We start from the raw sequence: 20755 nt of genomic DNA on the forward strand, positions 1-20755 counted from the left end.
AGAACTCAAGCGCTTTGCTCCAACTGACGGCCCGCGCCGCGTTTTTTCAAATGAATCATCAACAATGAAATCGCTGCCGGAGTAACGCCCGGAATGCGGGATGCCTGGCCGAGGGTCTCTGGACGAGTTATCCCCAGCTTGCTCTGAATTTCTTTCGAAAGCCCGGAAATGCCGGTGTAGTCGATGTCCGCTGGAAGCTTGGTGTCTTCACTGGCGCGCAGACGTGCAATTTCATCCTGCTGGCGGTCGATGTATCCCGCGTATTTGGTCTTGATCTCAACCTGTTCAGCGACCTGTGGATCAATTGATCCATTGCCTGTGATGGCTACAAGACTTGCGTAGTCCACTTCCGGACGGCTGAGCAGATTCAGCAGATTGTATTCGTGGGTCAGCGGCGTACCGAAGTGGGCCGAGACCGCATCGCCCTGTTCCGTACCTGGTCTAATCCAGGTGGATTTCAGGCGCTGTTCTTCCAGTTCGATGCCTTCGCGCTTGGCGCAGAACGCTGCCCAACGTGCATCATCGACCAAGCCCAGCTCGCGGCCTTTTTCAGTCAGGCGCAAATCGGCATTGTCTTCCCGCAGGATCAGCCGGTATTCGGCGCGGGAAGTAAACATCCGGTACGGTTCTTGGGTGCCGAGGGTGATCAAATCATCCACAAGCACGCCGATGTAAGCCTCATCGCGGCGAGGGCACCAGCTTTCTTTGCCTTGGGCCCGCAGCGCAGCGTTGGCGCCGGCGAGCAAACCTTGCGCACCGGCTTCTTCGTAACCGGTAGTGCCGTTGATCTGGCCCGCGAAGAACAGACCACCAATCACCTTGGTTTCCAGACTGTATTTCAGGTCCCGCGGATCGAAGTAGTCGTACTCGATGGCGTATCCGGGGCGCACGATGTGGGCATTTTCCATCCCGCGAATCGATCGCACGATCTGCAATTGCACGTCAAAAGGCAAAGACGTCGAAATACCGTTCGGATACAGCTCGTGGGTCGTCAACCCCTCAGGCTCAATAAAGACCTGATGGCTTTCCTTGTCCGCAAAGCGGTGAATCTTGTCTTCAATCGACGGGCAGTAGCGAGGACCGACGCCTTCGATCTCACCGGCAGCGGAATACATCGGCGAGCGATCAAGGTTGGCCGCGATGATTTCGTGGGTGCGTGCGTTGGTGTGTGTAATCCAGCAACTGACCTGGCGAGGATGCTGTTCCTTCGAACCCAAGAACGACATCACCGGAATCGGCGTGTCTCCCGGCTGCTCGGTCATCACGGAGAAATCAACAGACCGACCATCGATGCGAGGCGGCGTACCTGTTTTCAAGCGGCCAACGCGTAAGGGCAATTCTCGAAGACGCCTCGCCAACGCGATTGACGGAGGGTCGCCGGCGCGACCGCCTGAGTAGTTCTGCAATCCAATGTGGATAAGTCCACCGAGGAAGGTTCCGGTAGTCAACACGACGGAATCTGCCATGAAACGCAGGCCCATCTGTGTGACTACACCGCGCACCTGATCTTGCTCGACGATAAGGTCGTCGCAGGATTGCTGGAATATCCACAGGTTCGGCTGGTTTTCAATGATCTCGCGGATGGCAGCCTTGTAGAGGATGCGATCTGCCTGGGCACGTGTCGCACGCACCGCTGGGCCTTTGCGACTGTTCAAAACGCGAAATTGAATACCGCCCAGATCAGTGGCGGTAGCCATTGCGCCGCCAAGCGCATCGATCTCTTTGACCAGATGGCTTTTACCAATGCCGCCAATAGCGGGGTTGCAACTCATTTGGCCGAGGGTTTCCACGTTGTGCGTGAGCAGCAGGGTTTTCGCACCCATGCGAGCAGACGCCAGTGCTGCCTCGGTACCGGCATGACCGCCGCCGATGACGATCACTTCAAAACGGGAAGGGAAATCCACCACGCACCTCGTGCCTGTTAATGGGGGAATAGGAAATTGGCGGCAAGTATAGGGACTTCGCCCCCCTGAAAGGAACCTTTTGCACAAAATTTAACCAGCTGTGGATGAATGGCAGATAGAAAAATAAAAAGAAGAGAAATTTATAAAAGCTTTGTTTTTATGTTTATGTTTAGAGGACCACCTTTCTGTGGATAGATTCATACAGCCCACATTCTACTTGCTGTACAGATGATCATAACTCTGTGATCAGGTACCAATGAGCGCGTTGGATAACCCGTTTAAGCCTGTGGATTAAATGGTCTGTTACCCACAGGAGGGATTATCCTCAGGTCAAAGGCCTACTTATCAACTGAGCTGGATGTCGGTTATGCACAGGGCTCATCTCGCATCTCACAGTGCTATCGCGGTTAAAAAGGAGCCGCACGACGGCGATCCGACGACCTGAACGGCACGGATGGAAGGAATGTGGGGGAGAAAAAACAGGCAGACCGCGGAAAAAGGGTCCGCCTGTGGACAAGCGAAGGCGTTATTTACCGATGCAGAAGCTGGAAAAGATGCGTCCCAGCAGATCATCTGAGCTGAACGCGCCTGTAATCTCGTTCAGGAACTGCTGTGCCAGTCGCAAATCTTCAGCCAGCAACTCACCGGCGCCCGCCAGTGTCAGCTGTGAACGACCGTGTTCGAGGGAGGCGCTGGCCTTGTGCAGCGCTTCCAGATGACGCCGACGGGCGCTGAAGCTGCTTTCAGAGGTCTGTTGATAACCCATGCAGGCTTTCAGGTGCTCGCGCAGCAGCTCCAGGCCGTCTCCGCCAGCCTTGGCACTCAGGTTGATGGTGACGTGGCCGTCGGCGCTCATCTGTAGCCCTACGATGTCTCCGCTGATATCGGTTTTGTTCCGGATCAATGTGACGTTGGCAGGATCAGGGCGTTCATCAAGAAATTCTGGCCACAGGGCGAACGGGTTCACGGCCTCAGGCGCAGTGGCATCAACCACGAGCAAGATGCGATCGGCCTCACCAATCGCTTTCAATGCTCGTTCGACACCTATCCTCTCTACTTGGTCGTCGGTATCGCGGAGCCCCGCAGTGTCAACGACGTGAAGTGGCATCCCATCAATGTGGATATGTTCCCGAAGCACATCTCGCGTGGTGCCTGCGACCTCTGTAACGATTGCAGCCTCACGACCAGCCAGCGCATTCAGCAGGCTGGATTTTCCAGCGTTCGGACGGCCAGCGATTACCACAGTCATACCATCGCGTAGCAGCGCGCCTTGATTGGCCTCACGCTGCACTGTGGACAACTGTTCGCGAACGTCATCAAGCATGCTGAGCACATGGCCATCCGCAAGGAAGTCGATCTCTTCTTCGGGGAAGTCGATCGCGGCTTCAACGTAGATACGCAGCTTGATGAGCTTCTCTGTAAGGCTATGCACACGTTGGGAAAATGCACCTTGTAACGAACGCAGCGCATTTCGGGCCGCTTGTGCAGAACTCGCTTCGATCAGGTCAGCAATGGCCTCGGCTTGAGCGAGGTCGAGTTTGTCGTTGAGAAATGCACGTTCGCTGAATTCTCCCGGGCGGGCCAGGCGACTACCGAGTTGTACACAGCGCTGCAGCAGCATATCGAGCACGATTGGGCCACCGTGGCCTTGCAGTTCCAGCACATCTTCGCCGGTGAAGGAGTTCGGACCCTGGAAATACAGCGCGATGCCTTCATCGATGATCTGACCGTGTTCATCTTGAAATGGGCCGTAATGGGCGTGCCGTGGCTGCAGTTGCTTGCCAGTGATGGCTTGCGCTGCGGCACTCGCCAACGGGCCGGAGATACGCACAATCCCAACGCCGCCTCGACCTTGAGCAGTGGCAATGGCGGCGATGGTTTCACGAGGGACGTTCATGGTCCGGCTCCTGAATAACTGACGGATAGCAAAACGCCCCACGAGGGGGCGTTCTGCATTACTTATTCACAGGGTAGATCAAGCAGCGGCTTTCTTGGCCTTGGCCTCGATGCTACGCGTGATGTACCACTGTTGAGTGATGGACAGGGTGTTGTTCACCACCCAGTACAGCACCAGGCCTGCCGGGAACCACAGGAAGAAGAAGGTGAAGATGATCGGCATCAGCTTCATCACCTTGGCTTGCATCGGGTCCGGAGGCGTAGGATTCAGACGCTGCTGGATGAACATGGTCGCGCCCATGATGATCGGCAGGATGAAGAACGGATCCTTGATCGACAGGTCGGTTATCCACAGCAGCCAAGGCGCTTGACGCATCTCGACGCTTTCCAGCAATACCCAGTACAGCGACAGGAACACCGGCATTTGGACAAGAATCGGCAAGCATCCACCCAACGGGTTGATCTTCTCTTTCTTGTACAACTCCATCATCGACTGCGAAAGCTTCTGACGGTCATCGCCATGTTGCTCTTTCAGAGCAGCCAGACGCGGCGCTACGGCACGCATGCGCGCCATCGACTTGTAGCTGGCGGCAGACAGAGGGAAGAAAAGCCCTTTGATCAGCATGGTGAGGAAGATGATGGACCAACCCCAGTTACCCACAATGCTGTGGATATGTTGCAGCAGCCAGAAGATGGGCTGGGCAATGAACCACAGAATGCCGTAATCGACCGTCAGTTCGAGACCTGGGGACAACTCTTTCAGAACAGCCTGGCTCTTCGGACCCGCATACAGCGTGGTCGTTGTTTCGGCTCTTGCACCCGGAGCGATCGTTACTGCTGGGCCAGTGAAACCGATGATGTAGTTGCCAGCGCTGTCTTTACGGGTGGTAACGGTGTTGCTGTCAGCCTTGTTCGGGATCCATGCGGTCACGAAATAGTGCTGCAACCAGGCCACCCAGCCACCCTGAACGGTGTCTTTTACAGAGCCTTTATCAATGTCCTTCATCGAAACCTTTTTGTAAGGCTCCGAAGGTGTCCACATCGCCGCTCCCAAATACGTGGCAGTACCGGTCGCAGTAGTCGACGAAGGGTCAGCACTGGCATCGCGTTTCAGCTGAGCGAACAGGTTGCCGTTCCAAGGCTGTGTGCTCTGGTTGTCGATCAGGTAGCTGACGGTCAGGTCGTACAAGCCGCGTTTGAATGTGAAACGCTTAATGTAATTGACGCCGGCATCGCTGAATTTCAGGTCGACGACCAGATCATTCTGACCATCAGCCAGTTGGAAGCTTTTCTGTGTGGTCGAGTAGACCGGACGACCACCCGCGCGTGCATCGGGACCGTTTGCACCCGTCAGGCCGCTCTGTGCGAGGAAAGTACGCTCGCCACCGTTGTCGAACAGCTGGAATGGGATCTCTGGGTGGTCTTGACGACGAGGATAAAGTGGCAAGCGAAGTTGCACCACATCACCGCCCACCGGGTCGATTTCCAGATTCAACACATCGGTTTTGACCTGAATCAGGTCTTTACTGGCGACAACCGGGGTCTCGACAGGCGCGGCTACTTCACCTGTTGCACTTGGAACGTCTGCATTGGCAGCAGCTGTACCTTGCGGGGTGTCAGGGAGCGCGGATGTGTTGGTGTTGGCGGCAACATTCTGAGTCGGCAAAGCAGCCTGACCATAGTCCTGGTTCCATTTCAGGACACCGACATAGGTCACGATTGCCAGGGCGACGATCAGGATCGTGCGTTTAATATCCATGATTACTCGGCCATCGAAGAGGAACGGGAGGTGGGAGCTGATGGAACCGGGTCGAAACCACCGGGATTCCAAGGATGACAGCGGCCTAAACGGCGTAAGGTCAGCCAGCCGCCGCGTACCAGGCCATGATGTTCAATGGCTTCGTACGCATAGCAGGAGCAACTGGGGTAGAAACGACAGTTTCTGGCCATCAGCGGACTAATGGCGTAGCGGTAAAACTGGATCGAAGCGAGCGCCAGTTTACGCATCTGGACTGTCTACCCCCGCAGTTTCGGTTTTGACTTCTGGAGTGGGTCGGCTGCGCGCCAGACGTTTCCAGAGCTTGCCGAAATGCTGAATCAATTCGGGGTTTTCAATGTCACCCAAGCCTTTACGCGCGACAACTACGATATCCCATCCAGCCAGGTTGTCCTGGTGGAGACGAAACGATTCGCGCATCAGGCGTTTCAAACGATTGCGCTCAACGGAAAGCTTGACGCTCTTCTTACCGATCACCAAACCCAAGCGGGCGTGATCCAGGTCGTTGTTGCGCACAAGGAGCAGGAGATTTTTCCCCGGAACCTTGCCGGCGGGGGAGTCAAAGACTGCCTTGAAATGCCGGGGTGTCAGCAAACGCTTTTCCCGACTGAAGTCCTGACTCACCACCTGTGCCGATTAATCAAACTGCCAGACGCTTACGGCCTTTGGCGCGACGACGCGACAGAACTGCACGGCCGTTTTTGGTAGCCATACGAGCACGGAAACCGTGGGTGCGGGCGCGCTTGATGGTGCTCGGTTGGAAAGTACGTTTCATGGTGTGTTACCTGGTTCGTCCACAACGGGCCGGAATGACCCCGTTTTAAGAGAGCGGGGATTCTAGAGAAAGCAAGCTCGCAGGTCAATTTCCAACCAGCGTTTCATGCATTTACTTCATGGATGGATTTTCAGCGCTGTTGGCAAGGCTTCTCGGAGAGCGCGAATGATTAGACATAGAAATAAAGAAGGAAAGTATTTAAAGCTTTTCTGTAAAGCTTGTAAAAGCTAGGGCTCTAGGTATCTGTGGATAAAGTTCTGAAGGCCACGTTTTTCCTGCTGTACAGAGAATTTAAAGTCTGTCGAAAAACCGTGCTCCACCTGTGCTGCACCCTCGGAAAACCTGTGCGTGAAATGCCTAGTTATCCACAAGAGGGTTGTCCACAGATTTTCGGCCCGGGTTATGCAAAGAGGTCCCTTGCCGTTATCCACAGGGCTTATGCACAGATACGGTACCGACTTTCATAACCATAAGATCTTGATTTTGAGATGCCTGTCAGCCTGCCACATGTGGATAAGTCGGTCGGGGCTGGGTACAATGGCCGCTTGTTTTTGCCTCACCGGCTTTCGAAACTTAGGGGATATCCGTGTCAGTGGAACTTTGGCAGCAGTGCGTGGAGCTTTTGCGCGATGAACTGCCTGCCCAGCAATTCAACACCTGGATCCGTCCACTACAGGTCGAAGCCGAGGGCGACGAGTTGCGCGTCTACGCGCCTAACCGGTTTGTGCTCGACTGGGTGAATGAAAAGTACCTGGGCCGTATGCTCGAACTCTTAGGTGAACAAGGCCAGGGCATTGCACCTGCGCTTTCTTTATTAATAGGCAGCAAACGGAGTTCAGCACCTCGTGCCGCGCCGAATGCTCCACTGGCAGCCGCAGCCGCGGCATCTCAGGCTGCTCAGAACTCGGGTAGCACTCCTACACAAGCCCAGCAGCCTGTTGCCGAACCGGCGTCAGCGCCCTCGCCCGTTGTGCAGGCCATACTGGAGGTCGACGACGAGCCATCACGTGCCAGTTTTGATCCCATGGCAGGCGCGAGTTCTCAGCAGGCACCTGCCAGGGCCGAGCAACGTAATGTTCAGGTCGAGGGTGCGTTAAAGCACACGAGCTATCTGAACCGTACTTTTACGTTCGAGAATTTCGTTGAAGGTAAATCCAACCAGCTGGCCCGCGCTGCGGCCTGGCAGGTAGCGGACAATCCCAAGCATGGCTACAACCCGCTTTTCCTTTATGGAGGGGTTGGTCTCGGTAAGACGCACTTGATGCATGCTGTGGGTAACCACCTGCTCAAGAAGAATCCGAATGCCAAAGTCGTGTACCTGCACTCTGAGCGTTTCGTGGCTGATATGGTCAAGGCGTTGCAGCTCAACGCGATCAACGAATTCAAGCGTTTCTATCGCTCGGTCGATGCATTGCTGATCGACGACATTCAGTTTTTTGCCCGTAAGGAGCGTTCGCAGGAAGAGTTTTTCCACACCTTCAACGCACTGCTGGAAGGCGGACAGCAGGTCATTCTCACCAGTGACCGTTATCCCAAAGAGATCGAAGGTCTTGAAGAACGTCTAAAGTCGCGCTTTGGCTGGGGCTTGACCGTGGCCGTCGAGCCACCCGAGCTCGAAACACGCGTCGCGATCCTGATGAAAAAAGCGGATCAGGCGAAGGTCGACCTGCCTCACGATGCCGCATTCTTCATTGCCCAGCGTATCCGCTCAAACGTACGTGAGCTTGAGGGCGCGCTGAAGCGTGTCATCGCTCACTCGCACTTCATGGGCCGTGATATCACCATTGAGCTGATTCGTGAATCGCTCAAGGACCTGCTGGCGTTGCAAGACAAGCTGGTGAGTGTGGATAACATCCAGCGCACCGTCGCTGAGTACTACAAGATCAAGATATCCGACCTGTTGTCTAAACGGCGTTCCAGGTCGGTCGCGCGGCCGCGCCAGGTAGCGATGGCGTTGTCCAAGGAGCTGACGAACCACAGCTTGCCAGAGATTGGCGATGTGTTCGGCGGTCGGGACCACACCACGGTGCTGCACGCCTGCCGCAAGATCAACGAACTTAAAGAATCCGATGCGGACATCCGCGAGGACTACAAGAACCTGCTGCGCACGCTGACTACGTAATGCCAGCGCAGCTTATCAAGGCAAGGGACTAGACCATGCATTTCACCATTCAACGCGAAGCCCTGTTGAAACCCCTGCAACTGGTCGCCGGCGTTGTCGAACGCCGCCAGACCTTGCCGGTTCTGTCTAACGTGTTGTTGGTTGTCGAAGGCCAGCAGTTGTCCCTGACCGGTACCGACCTGGAAGTCGAGCTGGTCGGTCGCGTGCAGTTGGAAGAGCCGGCAGAGCCGGGTGAAATTACTGTGCCTGCGCGCAAGCTGATGGACATCTGCAAGAGCTTGCCCAACGACGCACTGATCGATATTAAGGTCGACGAGCAGAAGCTGGTCGTCAAGGCGGGTCGCAGCCGTTTCACGCTGTCCACTTTGCCGGCGAATGATTTCCCGACAGTCGAGGAAGGTCCAGGCTCGCTGACGTTCAACCTGGTGCAGAGCAAACTCCGCCGCCTGATTGAACGCACCAGTTTTGCAATGGCTCAACAGGACGTCCGTTACTACCTCAACGGGATGCTGATCGAGGTTCAGTCTGGCGTATTGCGCGCTGTTGCCACTGACGGGCACCGTTTGGCGATGTGTTCCATGGCCGCAGAAATCGAGCAGGCTGATCGTCATCAAGTGATCGTCCCGCGCAAGGGTATCCTTGAGCTGGCGCGTCTGCTTACCGAGCAGGATGGTCTGGTCAGCATCGTGTTGGGTCAGCATCACATCCGTGCGACGACGGGTGAGTTCACGTTCACGTCCAAACTGGTTGACGGCAAATTTCCTGACTATGAGCGCGTTCTGCCCAAAGGCGGCGACAAGTTGGTGGTCGGTGATCGCCAAGCGCTGCGTGAAGCGTTCAGCCGTACGGCGATTCTTTCCAACGAGAAGTACCGTGGTATCCGCCTGCAACTCGCCAGCGGTCAACTCAAGATTCAAGCGAACAACCCTGAGCAGGAAGAAGCAGAGGAAGAGATCAGCGTCGATTACAACGGCGGCTCGCTGGAAATCGGTTTTAACGTGAGTTATCTGCTTGACGTTCTCGGTGTCATGACCACCGAACAAGTGCGCCTCATTCTGTCCGACTCCAATAGCAGTGCACTGGTGCAAGAATCCGGCAACGATGATTCTGCATATGTCGTCATGCCGATGCGCCTGTAACCAGCTGCCACTCGATGTCTCTCAGTCGCGTCTCGGTCACCGGGGTGCGCAATCTGCACCCGGTGACCTTCTCCCCTTCTCCCCGAATCAACATTCTTTATGGTGCCAATGGCAGTGGGAAAACCAGTGTCCTGGAAGCCATACATCTGCTCGGGCTTGCCCGCTCGTTTCGCAGCGCTCGATTGCAGCCAGTCATTCAGTACGAACAACCTGCCTGTACGGTATTCGGTCAGGTTGAACTCGCTGAAGGCGGCCACAGTAACTTGGGCATTTCCCGTGACCGTCAGGGCGAGTTTCAGATTCGTATCGATGGTCAAAACGCCAAAAGCGCTGCTCAGTTGGCGGAGACGCTTCCACTCCAGTTGATCAACCCAGACAGTTTCCGTCTTCTGGAAGGGGCTCCGAAGATCCGTCGGCAGTTCTTGGACTGGGGAGTGTTCCACGTGGAACCTCGTTTCATGGCCACTTGGCAGCGTTTACAGAAGGCGTTGAGGCAGCGGAACTCGTGGCTTCGGCATGGTACACTTGACGGCGCTTCGCAGGCTGCCTGGGACCGTGAGCTGTGTTTAGCCAGCGACGAAATCGATGAGTTTCGGCGGGCCTATATCAAAGCTCTGAAACCCGTCTTCGAGCAAACTTTGAGCGAGTTGGTTCAGCTTGAAGGTTTGACCCTGAGTTACTACCGCGGTTGGGATAAAGAAAAAGACCTGAGCACCGTGCTCGCCTCTTCTCTTCACCGCGATCAGCAAATGGGCCACACCCAGGCAGGTCCGCAACGCGCGGATTTGCGGCTCAGGCTAGGTGGCCATAACGCAGCCGATATTCTCTCGCGCGGCCAGCAAAAGCTGGTGGTGTGCGCGTTGCGCATCGCGCAGGGACATCTCGTAAGCCAGGCCCGACGTGGCCAATGTATTTACCTCGTCGACGATCTGCCTTCAGAGCTCGACGAGCATCACCGCAGCGCGTTGTGTCGCTTGCTGGAAGAATTACGCTGCCAGGTTTTTATCACCTGTGTAGATCATGAATTGTTGAGGGAGGGCTGGCAGACGGAAACGCCAGTTGCTTTGTTCCACGTGGAACATGGCAGTATCACCCAGACCCACGACCATCGGGAGTGAATGCATGAGCGAAAATCAAACGTACGACTCGTCCAGCATCAAGGTGCTAAAAGGACTCGACGCCGTGCGCAAGCGTCCCGGTATGTACATCGGCGATACGGACGATGGTAGCGGCCTTCACCACATGGTGTTTGAAGTCGTGGATAACTCTATTGACGAAGCGCTGGCTGGCCATTGCGACGACATTAGCATCATCATCCACCCGGATGAGTCCATTACGGTACGCGACAACGGTCGCGGCATCCCGGTCGATGTGCATAAAGAAGAAGGCGTGTCCGCGGCCGAGGTCATCATGACTGTGCTGCACGCAGGCGGTAAGTTTGACGACAACTCTTACAAGGTATCCGGCGGTCTGCACGGCGTCGGGGTATCTGTCGTTAACGCACTGTCCGAAGTGCTGAATCTGACCGTTCGCCGCAGCGGAAAGATCTGGGAACAGACCTACGTCCATGGCGTGCCTCAAGAGCCGATGAAAATTGTTGGCGATAGCGATTCGACGGGTACCGAGATTCACTTCAAACCGTCGGCCGAGACTTTCAAGAATATTCACTTCAGCTGGGACATCCTGGCCAAGCGGATTCGTGAGCTCTCGTTCCTGAACTCCGGCGTTGGTATCGTTTTGAAGGATGAGCGCAGCGGCAAGGAAGAGCTGTTCAAGTACGAAGGTGGTCTGCGTGCTTTTGTTGAATATCTCAACACCAACAAAACGCCGGTCAACCAAGTGTTCCACTTCAACATCCAGCGTGATGATGGTGTGGGCGTCGAGATCGCGTTGCAGTGGAACGACAGCTTCAACGAGAACCTGCTCTGCTTTACCAACAATATTCCTCAGCGTGATGGCGGCACTCACCTCGTGGGCTTCCGTTCCGCACTGACGCGTAACCTGAACAATTACATTGAGCAGGAAGGTCTGGCGAAGAAGCACAAGGTTGCGACCACTGGTGACGACGCACGTGAAGGTCTGACCGCGATCATTTCGGTCAAAGTGCCTGATCCAAAATTCAGTTCGCAGACCAAGGACAAGCTGGTTTCGTCTGAGGTGAAAACTGCAGTGGAACAGGAGATGGGTAAATACTTCTCCGACTTCCTGCTGGAAAACCCGAATGAAGCCAAGGCTGTTGTCGGCAAGATGATCGACGCTGCGCGTGCTCGTGAAGCTGCGCGTAAAGCGCGTGAGATGACCCGCCGCAAAGGCGCGCTGGACATCGCTGGCTTGCCAGGCAAACTCGCTGATTGCCAAGAGAAAGACCCTGCCCTCTCCGAGCTGTACCTCGTGGAAGGTGACTCTGCTGGCGGGTCGGCCAAGCAGGGGCGTAATCGTAAGACTCAAGCAATTTTGCCACTCAAAGGCAAGATTCTGAACGTTGAAAAAGCCCGCTTCGACAAGATGATTTCCTCGCAGGAAGTTGGCACCTTGATCACGGCGTTGGGCTGCGGCATTGGTCGCGAAGAGTACAACATCGACAAGCTGCGTTATCACAACATCATCATCATGACCGATGCCGACGTTGACGGTTCGCACATCCGTACGCTGTTGCTCACTTTCTTCTTCCGCCAACTGCCGGAACTGGTCGAGCGTGGTTATATCTACATCGCTCAGCCGCCGCTCTACAAAGTGAAGAAAGGCAAGCAAGAGCAATACATCAAAGACGACGAGGCCATGGAAGAATACATGACTCAGTCGGCTCTTGAAGATGCGAGCCTGCACCTGAGTGAATCGGCCCCTGGCATTTCCGGTCCTGCGCTGGAAAAACTAGTTAACGATTTCCGTATGGTGATGAAGACGCTCAAGCGTCTGTCACGTCTGTATCCGCAGGAGCTGACCGAGCATTTCGTCTACCTGCCACCCGTGTCGATGGATCAGCTTTCTGACCATGCCGCCATGCAGGATTGGCTGGCGAAGTTCGATGAGCGTCTGCGTGTCGGTGAAAAGTCTGGCTTGGTCTACAAGGCGAGCTTGCGTGAAGACCGCGAGCGTAATGTCTGGCTGCCAGAAGTCGAGCTGATCTCCCACGGTCTTTCCAACTACGTCACGTTCAACCGCGACTTCTTCGGCAGTAACGATTACAAGACCGTTACAGCCTTGGGCGCGCAGATCAGCACGCTGCTTGAGGAAGGTGCTTACGTACAACGTGGCGAGCGTAAGAAGCCTGTCACCGAGTTCAAGGAAGCCCTGGCTTGGTTGATGGCGGAAAGCACCAAGCGCCACACCATCCAACGATATAAAGGGCTGGGCGAAATGAACCCGGATCAGCTGTGGGAAACCACGATGGACCCGACCGTCCGCCGTATGCTGAAAGTCACCATCGAAGATGCAATCGCAGCCGACCAGATTTTCAACACGTTGATGGGCGACGCTGTAGAGCCTCGCCGTGACTTCATTGAAGCTAACGCGCTGGCTGTATCGAATCTCGATTTCTAACGCGGTCATTGCTGTATCGCTGGGTGATTTAAGCCCGGCAATAAAAACCGGCCATGTGCCGGTTTTTTTTGAACACTTCATTCGTATGTTCCACGTGGAACATTGCGCGGGCGTTTCAGATCTGGACAGCGTTTGATCCAGATATCGAACAGGAGATAAAGCTCACGAACGGAGACACCCGATTTAGAGGACCCGCTCAAGTATGACTGTATTGATGAATTTACACTCTCAGTTGGCCGTGTCTCAATATTGTTACGGGCTTATGGACCGTCCGTCGATAGACTCCCACAAGTCATATTCCTCAAGCATACTCAGTCCGTCGAGCGATGCCGTCGGAGACATATCCTATTGTCCCGACGCACCCAATGGTCGCCGACGCAGTTCCCCGGATGCGACTGAAGTCGTGACGGATCAGCAGTCATCGGTTGTCCCGTGCGTCCCCGCTTTACGCATGGTTGATGTGAGAAATCCCATTTTGGTTTGCCACTTCCGAGTCACCTCGGTGCGGTAGCTATACCCAAAATTTGAATCCTGCCTGTTGTACCCGCTGCCATCGGACGAACCGAATGAGCAGTACGCCATCTGCCCTGCGACACGCCTCGGCATGACTGGCTAAAAATCCCAGATCAAGATCGGCCCTACCGGAATGTCCGGACGTGCTACGGCTTCGCTTTGCTCTATTTCCATGTCCGTTTTTTGGCCCTGTCGCGTGAAAGGATGTGTGAATGATCAACCGCAAAAATCTCATGACGTTGCTCGTTTTTGTCCCCTTCCCGGTGGTCGCCATGGCGGGCAAACCTCAAAGCGTGGAACTGGGCGGATTTGATTTCACCCCAACGCTGAAAGTCAGCGAGTTTTACGACGACAACTTTCGAACCCTGCCGGACCACGAGGAGGCGTCATGGATCACCTCCGTGCGCCCGACGTTTGTGCTGGAAACCCAGACCCGTACCAGCGGTTATCAGCTGGAATATGCCGTTGATAGTCGTACCTATCAGGATCACCCCGAAGCTGATCATGTTGATCAGTCCCTCATCGGTCGTAGCGTCATGGAATTCGACGCGCGCAATCGGCTGAGCGGAGAGCTCGGTTATCGACGTGCCGAAGACACGGTGCAAACCGCCGAGCCGCGCGAGAACGACAAGTACACCCTGAAGAATGGCAAGCTCGGCTACACCTACGGTGCGCGAACGGCGATGAACCAGCTTGAGGTCTCGGCGGAGTACCAAGAGCTGCGCTATCGCAACAGCGGCACGCTCAACGACGACAAAGAACACGACACCAGGACTTACATCGGCACCTGGTATCACCGCCTTGGCGGCCAGACTCGAACGCTGGTGGAGATACGCCACAGCGATTTCGATTACGTCCTCTCTGACAGCCCGCGCAACAGCACCGGCGACGCGGCCCTTGTCGGTGTGACGCGTGACATCACCGCCAAGCTCAGTGGCAGCGTGCGCGTGGGCTACGAGCGCAAGAACTTCGACAACAGCGACGTGAACGACTACAGCAGCCCGACGTGGGAGGCCAACGTCGAGTACAAGCCGCGCACGTATTCCACGTTTTCAATCAAGGCGAGCAAAGCCTTCGAGGAAGGGGACGATGGCGCAAACACCGTTCACGACACCAGTACGCGTTTGGGTTGGCGACACACCTGGACGCCTTGGGTTGCCACTGACGTGCACTACCGCTACGCCGACCTGGAATACCTGGGCGTGGGAGGCCGTGACGACAAGCTGAATGACTACGGCGCATCGGTTATCTACTCACCCACCCGATGGGCCGAGGTCTCGCTCGGGTATCAGCGGTGGAAGAACGACTCTGATCTCAGCGATCAGACCTACACCCGCAACGTGTACATGCTGACGGTCGCCCTGAGTCTATAGGGGCACCCGGTCGCAAGCGTTTCATTCAGGAAAGGAGGTGCCCTCATGTCTGTACGTCAAATCATGATCGCCGCGATGTTGCTGGTCTGTAGCGCATCGACGTGGGCGGCGGCGCAGTACCAACTAAGCTCCGGCGATACGATCGCCATCAACGTATTCGGGGAAAACGACCTCACTTTCAAGGAGATCGTCCTTAACGATGCCGGCGCGTTCAGCTACCCGTTTCTCGGGGAAGTCGTTGCGAAGGGCATGACCCCAACGGCCGTCGAACAATTGATCACCACCAGGCTCAAGGACGGCTATCTGGTGAATCCGCGAGTGTCGGTCAGCGTGCTCAAGTACCGGCCGTTTTTCATTGGCGGCGAGGTCAAGTTGCCAGGCGGCTATCCATTCCAGCCAGGGCTGACGCTCGACCGGGCAATTGCACTGGCAGGCGGCTTGACCGAGCGGGCCTCTGACAAACGCATCACGTTGGTCCGTGGCTCCGACTTAAAACGCAACGAGATCAAGGCAACGCTGAGCACCCTGGTTGAACCAGGTGACACCATTAACATCGATCAGGGGTTCTTTTGATCATGGGCCAGATCAGCATTAGCAGAAGAAACGATATTCCACGGTATCCCGCCGGCATGCCCGATGAGGACAAGGATTTCATCGATTCGCGCAAGATCGGTCAGACGCTGTGGTCGAGCAAATGGAGCATTCTGACCCTCACCCTCCTCGCGGTAATACTGGCCGCAGCGTTGATGCAGACAGTCACGCCTATGTTTCGCGCGGTGGCATCCCTGGTGATCGAACCCAAGGGCACGTCGGTGATCACTTTTCAGCCGCCTGCCGATCCCAACAACCCCACCAGCGATTACCTGCAAACGCAGCTGAGCTTGATCCAGAGTCGCGGCGTGGCAGAACGCGCGGTGCGCCAACTCAATCTGACGCAACACCCCGAGTTCGACCCGCGCCAACGGCCTTACCTGATGACGCGCTTCAAGGCGATGGTCTCTTCACTGTCGCCGGGGATGTTCCCGGCGACGTGGAGCAAAGGGGAGGTGCTGACCCCGACGCAAGTGTTCGATGCCGCCGTGGCGGAATTGATGGAACACACGTCGGTGGGCTCGGTGGGCAAGAGTCAGTTGGTAACGATCGGGGTCACGCTGGAGGACAAGCAAACGGCAGCCGCAGCGGCCAACGCATTGGCTCGGGGCTATCTGGACAGTCGGCTGGACGCGCAAGTGAATGACTCACTCAATGCCAGTCGCTGGATGGATTCGCGCGTGATCGAATTACGCACGCAGTTGCAGGAGGCCGAGAACAAGCTTCAGGCCTACAGGGATGCCGAAGGATTGGTGGACGTGGGGGGGGTCACAACGCTGACCGCCAATGAGTTATCCCGCACCAGCGATCGCATGATCGATGCACGCCGTGAACGCGCCGAAGCCCAAAGTCAGTACCAACAAGTTCAGTCGATCAATGGCAAGGGGGCAGGTCAGCTTTCCACACTGCCCGCCGTGATCAACAACCCGGTGGTGCAGCAGTTCCAGGCCGATGTGGCGAAGGCGCAAGCGAAGGTTGATGAGCTGTCGAAACGCTACGGGGATCTGCACCCGAGCATGGTCGCCGCGCGCTCCGATTTGGCGGCCGCCAAGGCGAGCATGGCGACGCAGGTGAATCAGGTCGTTGCCGGTTTGCAGAACAACTACCAACTGGCACAAGCCAACGAGAGCGCACTGAGAACATCGGTGAATACCAGTCGTGCACAAATCCAGGACATCGCACGCAAAGAGTTCAAGCTGCGCGAATTGCAGCGGGACGTGGACAGCAATCGCTCGCTGTACGAAACCTTCGTCAATCGCCTGCGGGAAACCACGGCGACATCCGACCTGGGTTCGACCAATGCGCGCATCGTCGACGACGCCATCCCGCCGTTGATCCCGAACATGCCGCGCAAGTCACTGATTCTGTCGATTGCCGCGATTCTTGGCTTTGGCTTCGCGTGCGGGTTGTCACTGGTGCGTGACGCAATGAAGAACACCGTCAAATCCAGCGACGACGTTGAGAAGAAACTTCGCCTCCCGGTGCTGGGTGTGGTGCCGTTGCTGCAAAAGAAAAATCGCGCACGGATCGCCCGGCAGTTCGAACACAACGACGATTCGGCATTCAGCGAAGCCATTCGAACGGCGCGAACGGGGGTCATGCTCAGCGACATCGAGGTGCGTCGCAACGTCGTGGTGATCACCTCCTCCGTGCCCGGTGAAGGGAAAAGCGCCATCGCAGTGAATCTCGCTTGCGCACTGGGACGCCTTGAGCGCGTGCTGTTGATCGAAGCGGATCTTCGTCGGCCAACGCTGGCGAAAAACCTCGGCTTGAGCAATGGCCATATTGGCCTGGCGAATCTGGTGAATGGCAGCGCTCGCAGCGGCGAATGCATTCAGCAAGTTGGCGACATGGATGTCCTGCCTGCCGGTGCCGTGCCGTCCAACCCGCTGGAGCTGCTCGCCTCTCCCCGCTTCAACAGTTTTCTGGAGTGGGCCAAGCAGCGTTACGACCGCATCATTATCGACTCCCCCGCCAGCCATTCGGTCAGCGATGCGGCGCTGCTGTGTGCATTGGCGGATGCGGTGTTGTACGTCGTGAAGTCCGACAGCTCGGCCACGCCCGTGGTGCAGCGCGGGGTCGGGCAATTGCTGCGCAATCGGGCGCCGGTGATTGGCGTAATTCTCAACCAGGTCTCGGCGGTCAATCTGCGCTACGACCATCAAGGCTATTACGGCTATCTGCCGGGTGAGGCCTATCAGGCAACGGTGTAACGGGATAACGGCGACTGTCGCTACTGGAAATCATCAGCTCAGCCTGGGCAACGAATTACAGGCCACGCGACGAACGCTTGGGAGTACCACCATGCTTGCTCGACGCTTACATCCTTCGGTCAACCGGAGAGGCTTGACGTTCTGGGGTCAGTGGATCAGCGCCACGGCCCTGTCCAATCTGACCATCTGCTACCTGGTCTACGATCACTTCGGCCACATCCCCATTCCCTACCGCGTCCTTCTTCTGCTGGGGATGCTGGCGTCGGTGCCGATTTATTCGGCCCTGCACGTCTATCACAAGCGCTACGGCTACGGTCTTGGACTGCTGCGGTTGCTGGCTGCCTGGCTGGTGCTGATGGTGTCGCTGTCAGCCGTGGTGCTGGTCTGCCTCGACTATGCCAATCTGGATCAGCCGCTGTTGGCGAAACTCGTCGGCTTTGGCTTCCTGGCGCAAGCGTGCAGCTACTTGCCATTGCGCTACCTGACCAATCTCCACGCCCGCTGGTTGCGTTTCGAACGCACGGCGCTGATCGTCGGCACCTGTCCCCTCGCCTACAGCCTGGCTCAGCAATTGCGTGAACGAGTGCCTGTGCTCGGCATGGTCGCGACCGGGGATGATGTCCCTCACGCCCCTGACGACGATGATCTTCCGGTGCTGGGCTCGTTGGAAGACCTCAATGATCTGGTGAGCCGAAGCAATATTCGTCGCGTGTACATCGCGATGCCATTGAGTAGGGCGGCACAGATAGAGGCGATTTACCTGGCCCTGCTCGACCTCAGCGTCGACGTGGTGTGGATTCCTGATTTCAGCAGCATGATGCTGCTTAATCAGTCCATCTCGCAGATCGAGCGTTTCCCTGCGATCTACCTCAACGAAACCCCAATCAGTTCGCACCCGGCGGCAGCCTTGGGCAAGGAATTGTTCGACCGTTGCATTGCGTTGATGGCGTTGATCGTCCTGCTGCCCGTGATGCTGAGCGTGGCCGTTGCGGTGAAACTGTCGTCTCCCGGTCCGGTGTTTTTTCGTCAGCCGAGGCATGGATGTAATGGCCTGATCATCATGGTCTGGAAGTTTCGCTCCATGCGCTTACACGACGACACATCAGTGAAACAAGCGACGCAAAATGACTCGCGCGTCACCCGCGTGGGTGCGTTCATTCGACGGACCTCCATCGACGAACTGCCCCAACTGATCAACGTGCTGCGCGGAGAAATGGCACTGGTCGGGCCGCGTCCTCACGCGGTCGCCCACAATCACTACTACGGCGACAAGATCCTTGCGTACATGGCGCGGCATAGGATCAAGCCGGGCATCACCGGCCTGGCGCAGATCAGTGGCTTGCGTGGCGAAACCGAGACCTTGGAAAAGATGCAGATGCGGATCGAAAAAGACCTCGCCTACATCAATCACTGGTCGCTCTGGCTCGACATCAAGATTCTGCTGATCACCCCTTTCACCCTGTTCTCACGCAACATTTATTAAGCGCCTGCTGGCGAAGGAGAACGGCATGGCTGATCCCGAATTCACCGCTTCGGGTTTGCCCGGTACTGGGTGGCGCGGCGCGGTTCGACAGGTATGGCAGGCGCGGTTGGTGCGCAACATCGCCACCACTATTTCCGGGAGCGCGGGGGCGCAGGCGATCAACCTGGCGTTGATCCCGGTGATCATGCGGATCTACGGGCCAGAGGCCTTTGGCGTGGTCGGCACCTTTCAAAGCCTCACTATCATCCTCATCCCGTGGTGTGCCCTCACCTACCCGATGTCGATCGTGCTGCCCCAATCGGAGCGCGATGCCCGGGGTTTGATTCGCTTGTCGCTGTGGGTGGCGGCGCTGATCTGCGGCATCACGGCCCTGCTCTTGTACGGCTGGGGTGAACAGGCCTCCCATGCTTTGGGCATCGATCTGCTGATCCCCTACCTGATGTGGCTGCCTGTGGTCATGTTCAGTTCGGCCGTGCTGGAAATCACCCAGCAGTGGCTCTACCGAAATCAACGCTTCAACCTCACCGCCCGCGCCGCTACGTTTCACGCCTTGATCTATAACGCGACGCGCACGGGCGCCGGTCTGATCATGGCGACGGCGCCGGTTCTGGTGATCACCAGTTCGCTCTATTACGTTATCCACAGCGCGTTGCTGCTGATCGGCATTCGCCTGCGACGTGAGCCGGGTTTGTTCAAGGCCTCGCCGGAAGCGTCGGACGAACCCCATAAGACGCTGCGTCAGCTGGCGTCCGAATACCGGGACTTCCCACTCTTCCGTGCGCCTCAAGTCTTGATCAATGCCCTGTCGGTGCACATGCCGACCTTGGTGCTGGCGTCCGCCTTCGGCGCCGTCCCGGCTGGCTTTTTCGCGCTGTGCCTGCAAGTGCTGGCCATGCCGAGCAACTTCATCGGCAAGGCCGTTGGCAGCGTGTATTACCCGCGCATCACCCAGGCGATTCATGCCCGAGAAGCTGTAACCGGTCTGTTGCTGCGTGGCGTGATGGGCATGTCGCTGGCGGGTTTGGTGCCTTTTGCGGCGCTGGTGATTGCCGGGCCATGGCTGTTCGATCTGGCATTCGGCGGGCAATGGCACACTGCTGGGGAGTACGCACGATGGCTGGCGATTTCTGAATTTGCCGGATTCATCGGTGGCCCTTGTCTGGTGGCCATCCCCGCGCTTTCGCTGCAAAAAACGTTTCTGGTGTTCGAAATCGTCAGCACCAGTCTGCGTATTTCGGCGGTGATGGCGGGTGCGTTTTTCTTCAAGGATGCACTGGCAGTGGTCACGGCCTTCGCCGCCGCGAACGTGCTAATCAACCTGTCGATGATTGTGATCGTGCTGATCGAAGGGCGGCTTTGGCATCGCCGTCTTCAGGCGGCACACCCCTGACCTAAAAAAACGGTTTTTTCCGATTCGGGCGGCAGCTAC

The 20755-nt window shown here is 56.6% G+C and carries 15 protein-coding genes; 9 read left to right on the plus strand and 6 right to left on the minus strand.

The window, feature by feature from the left end; all coding sequences use genetic code 11:
- Positions 1 to 5: 5 nt before the first annotated feature.
- The 6 genes from mnmG to rpmH all read right to left on the minus strand — a co-directional run bounded on the left by mnmG (position 6) and on the right by rpmH (position 6352).
- On the minus strand, positions 6 to 1904 hold the full coding sequence (gene mnmG, locus AAEO81_RS00810) for a tRNA uridine-5-carboxymethylaminomethyl(34) synthesis enzyme MnmG (protein WP_341961072.1): 1899 nt from the start codon (positions 1902 to 1904) through the stop codon (positions 6 to 8).
- A gap of 526 nt (positions 1905 to 2430) precedes the next feature.
- The gene (mnmE, locus tag AAEO81_RS00815; RefSeq protein WP_341964662.1) at positions 2431 to 3801 is read right to left on the minus strand and encodes a tRNA uridine-5-carboxymethylaminomethyl(34) synthesis GTPase MnmE; all 1371 of its coding nucleotides are present in this window, start codon (positions 3799 to 3801) and stop codon (positions 2431 to 2433) included.
- A gap of 78 nt (positions 3802 to 3879) precedes the next feature.
- Positions 3880 to 5559: a membrane protein insertase YidC gene (gene yidC / locus AAEO81_RS00820; RefSeq protein WP_341961073.1), complete on the minus strand. Its 1680-nt coding sequence runs from the start codon at positions 5557 to 5559 to the stop codon at positions 3880 to 3882.
- A gap of 2 nt (positions 5560 to 5561) precedes the next feature.
- Entirely contained in the window at positions 5562 to 5807 is a 246-nt protein-coding gene (gene yidD, locus AAEO81_RS00825) for a membrane protein insertion efficiency factor YidD (protein ID WP_166593935.1), read from the minus strand.
- Positions 5800 to 6201 carry a ribonuclease P protein component gene (gene rnpA, locus AAEO81_RS00830; protein WP_166593934.1) on the minus strand — a complete coding sequence of 134 codons (402 nt, stop codon included), beginning with the start codon at positions 6199 to 6201 and terminating at the stop codon, positions 5800 to 5802. The genes yidD and rnpA overlap by 8 nt, the downstream gene beginning before the upstream one ends.
- A 16-nt stretch (positions 6202 to 6217) precedes the next feature.
- Positions 6218 to 6352, minus strand: coding sequence for a 50S ribosomal protein L34 (gene rpmH / locus AAEO81_RS00835; protein WP_002551315.1), 135 nt, complete (start codon positions 6350 to 6352; stop codon positions 6218 to 6220).
- A gap of 586 nt (positions 6353 to 6938) precedes the next feature.
- On the opposite strand from rpmH, the gene dnaA reads away from it, so the two are divergent.
- The 9 genes from dnaA (at position 6939) to AAEO81_RS00880 (ending at position 20716) form a co-directional block, all read left to right on the plus strand.
- Positions 6939 to 8474 (plus strand): chromosomal replication initiator protein DnaA, encoded by a 1536-nt coding sequence (gene dnaA, locus AAEO81_RS00840; protein ID WP_341961077.1) that lies wholly within the window; start codon positions 6939 to 6941, stop codon positions 8472 to 8474.
- Between the two features lie 35 nt (positions 8475 to 8509).
- Positions 8510 to 9613, plus strand: a complete 1104-nt coding sequence (gene dnaN / locus AAEO81_RS00845) for a DNA polymerase III subunit beta (protein WP_166593932.1) — start codon at positions 8510 to 8512, stop codon at positions 9611 to 9613.
- Positions 9614 to 9627: 14 nt separating this feature from the next.
- Positions 9628 to 10731: a DNA replication/repair protein RecF gene (gene recF, locus AAEO81_RS00850; protein ID WP_341961078.1), complete on the plus strand. Its 1104-nt coding sequence runs from the start codon at positions 9628 to 9630 to the stop codon at positions 10729 to 10731.
- A gap of 4 nt (positions 10732 to 10735) precedes the next feature.
- Positions 10736 to 13153 carry a DNA topoisomerase (ATP-hydrolyzing) subunit B gene (gene gyrB / locus AAEO81_RS00855; RefSeq protein WP_166594270.1) on the plus strand — a complete coding sequence of 806 codons (2418 nt, stop codon included), beginning with the start codon at positions 10736 to 10738 and terminating at the stop codon, positions 13151 to 13153.
- Positions 13154 to 13878: 725 nt separating this feature from the next.
- Positions 13879 to 15039: an outer membrane beta-barrel protein gene (locus AAEO81_RS00860; RefSeq protein WP_341961080.1), complete on the plus strand. Its 1161-nt coding sequence runs from the start codon at positions 13879 to 13881 to the stop codon at positions 15037 to 15039.
- A gap of 45 nt (positions 15040 to 15084) precedes the next feature.
- Positions 15085 to 15612 (plus strand): polysaccharide biosynthesis/export family protein, encoded by a 528-nt coding sequence (locus AAEO81_RS00865; RefSeq protein ID WP_166593930.1) that lies wholly within the window; start codon positions 15085 to 15087, stop codon positions 15610 to 15612.
- Positions 15613 to 15668: 56 nt separating this feature from the next.
- Positions 15669 to 17843, plus strand: coding sequence for a polysaccharide biosynthesis tyrosine autokinase (locus AAEO81_RS00870; protein ID WP_341961084.1), 2175 nt, complete (start codon positions 15669 to 15671; stop codon positions 17841 to 17843).
- 91 nt (positions 17844 to 17934) lie between these two features.
- Complete coding sequence (locus tag AAEO81_RS00875) at positions 17935 to 19326, plus strand: undecaprenyl-phosphate glucose phosphotransferase (protein ID WP_341961085.1); 1392 nt, start codon at positions 17935 to 17937, stop codon at positions 19324 to 19326.
- Between the two features lie 25 nt (positions 19327 to 19351).
- Positions 19352 to 20716: an oligosaccharide flippase family protein gene (locus AAEO81_RS00880; protein WP_341961087.1), complete on the plus strand. Its 1365-nt coding sequence runs from the start codon at positions 19352 to 19354 to the stop codon at positions 20714 to 20716.
- The last annotated feature ends 39 nt before the right edge of the window (positions 20717 to 20755 follow it).

The organism is Pseudomonas sp. RC10 (assembly GCF_038397775.1).
Lineage (GTDB): Bacteria > Pseudomonadota > Gammaproteobacteria > Pseudomonadales > Pseudomonadaceae > Aquipseudomonas > Aquipseudomonas bambusae.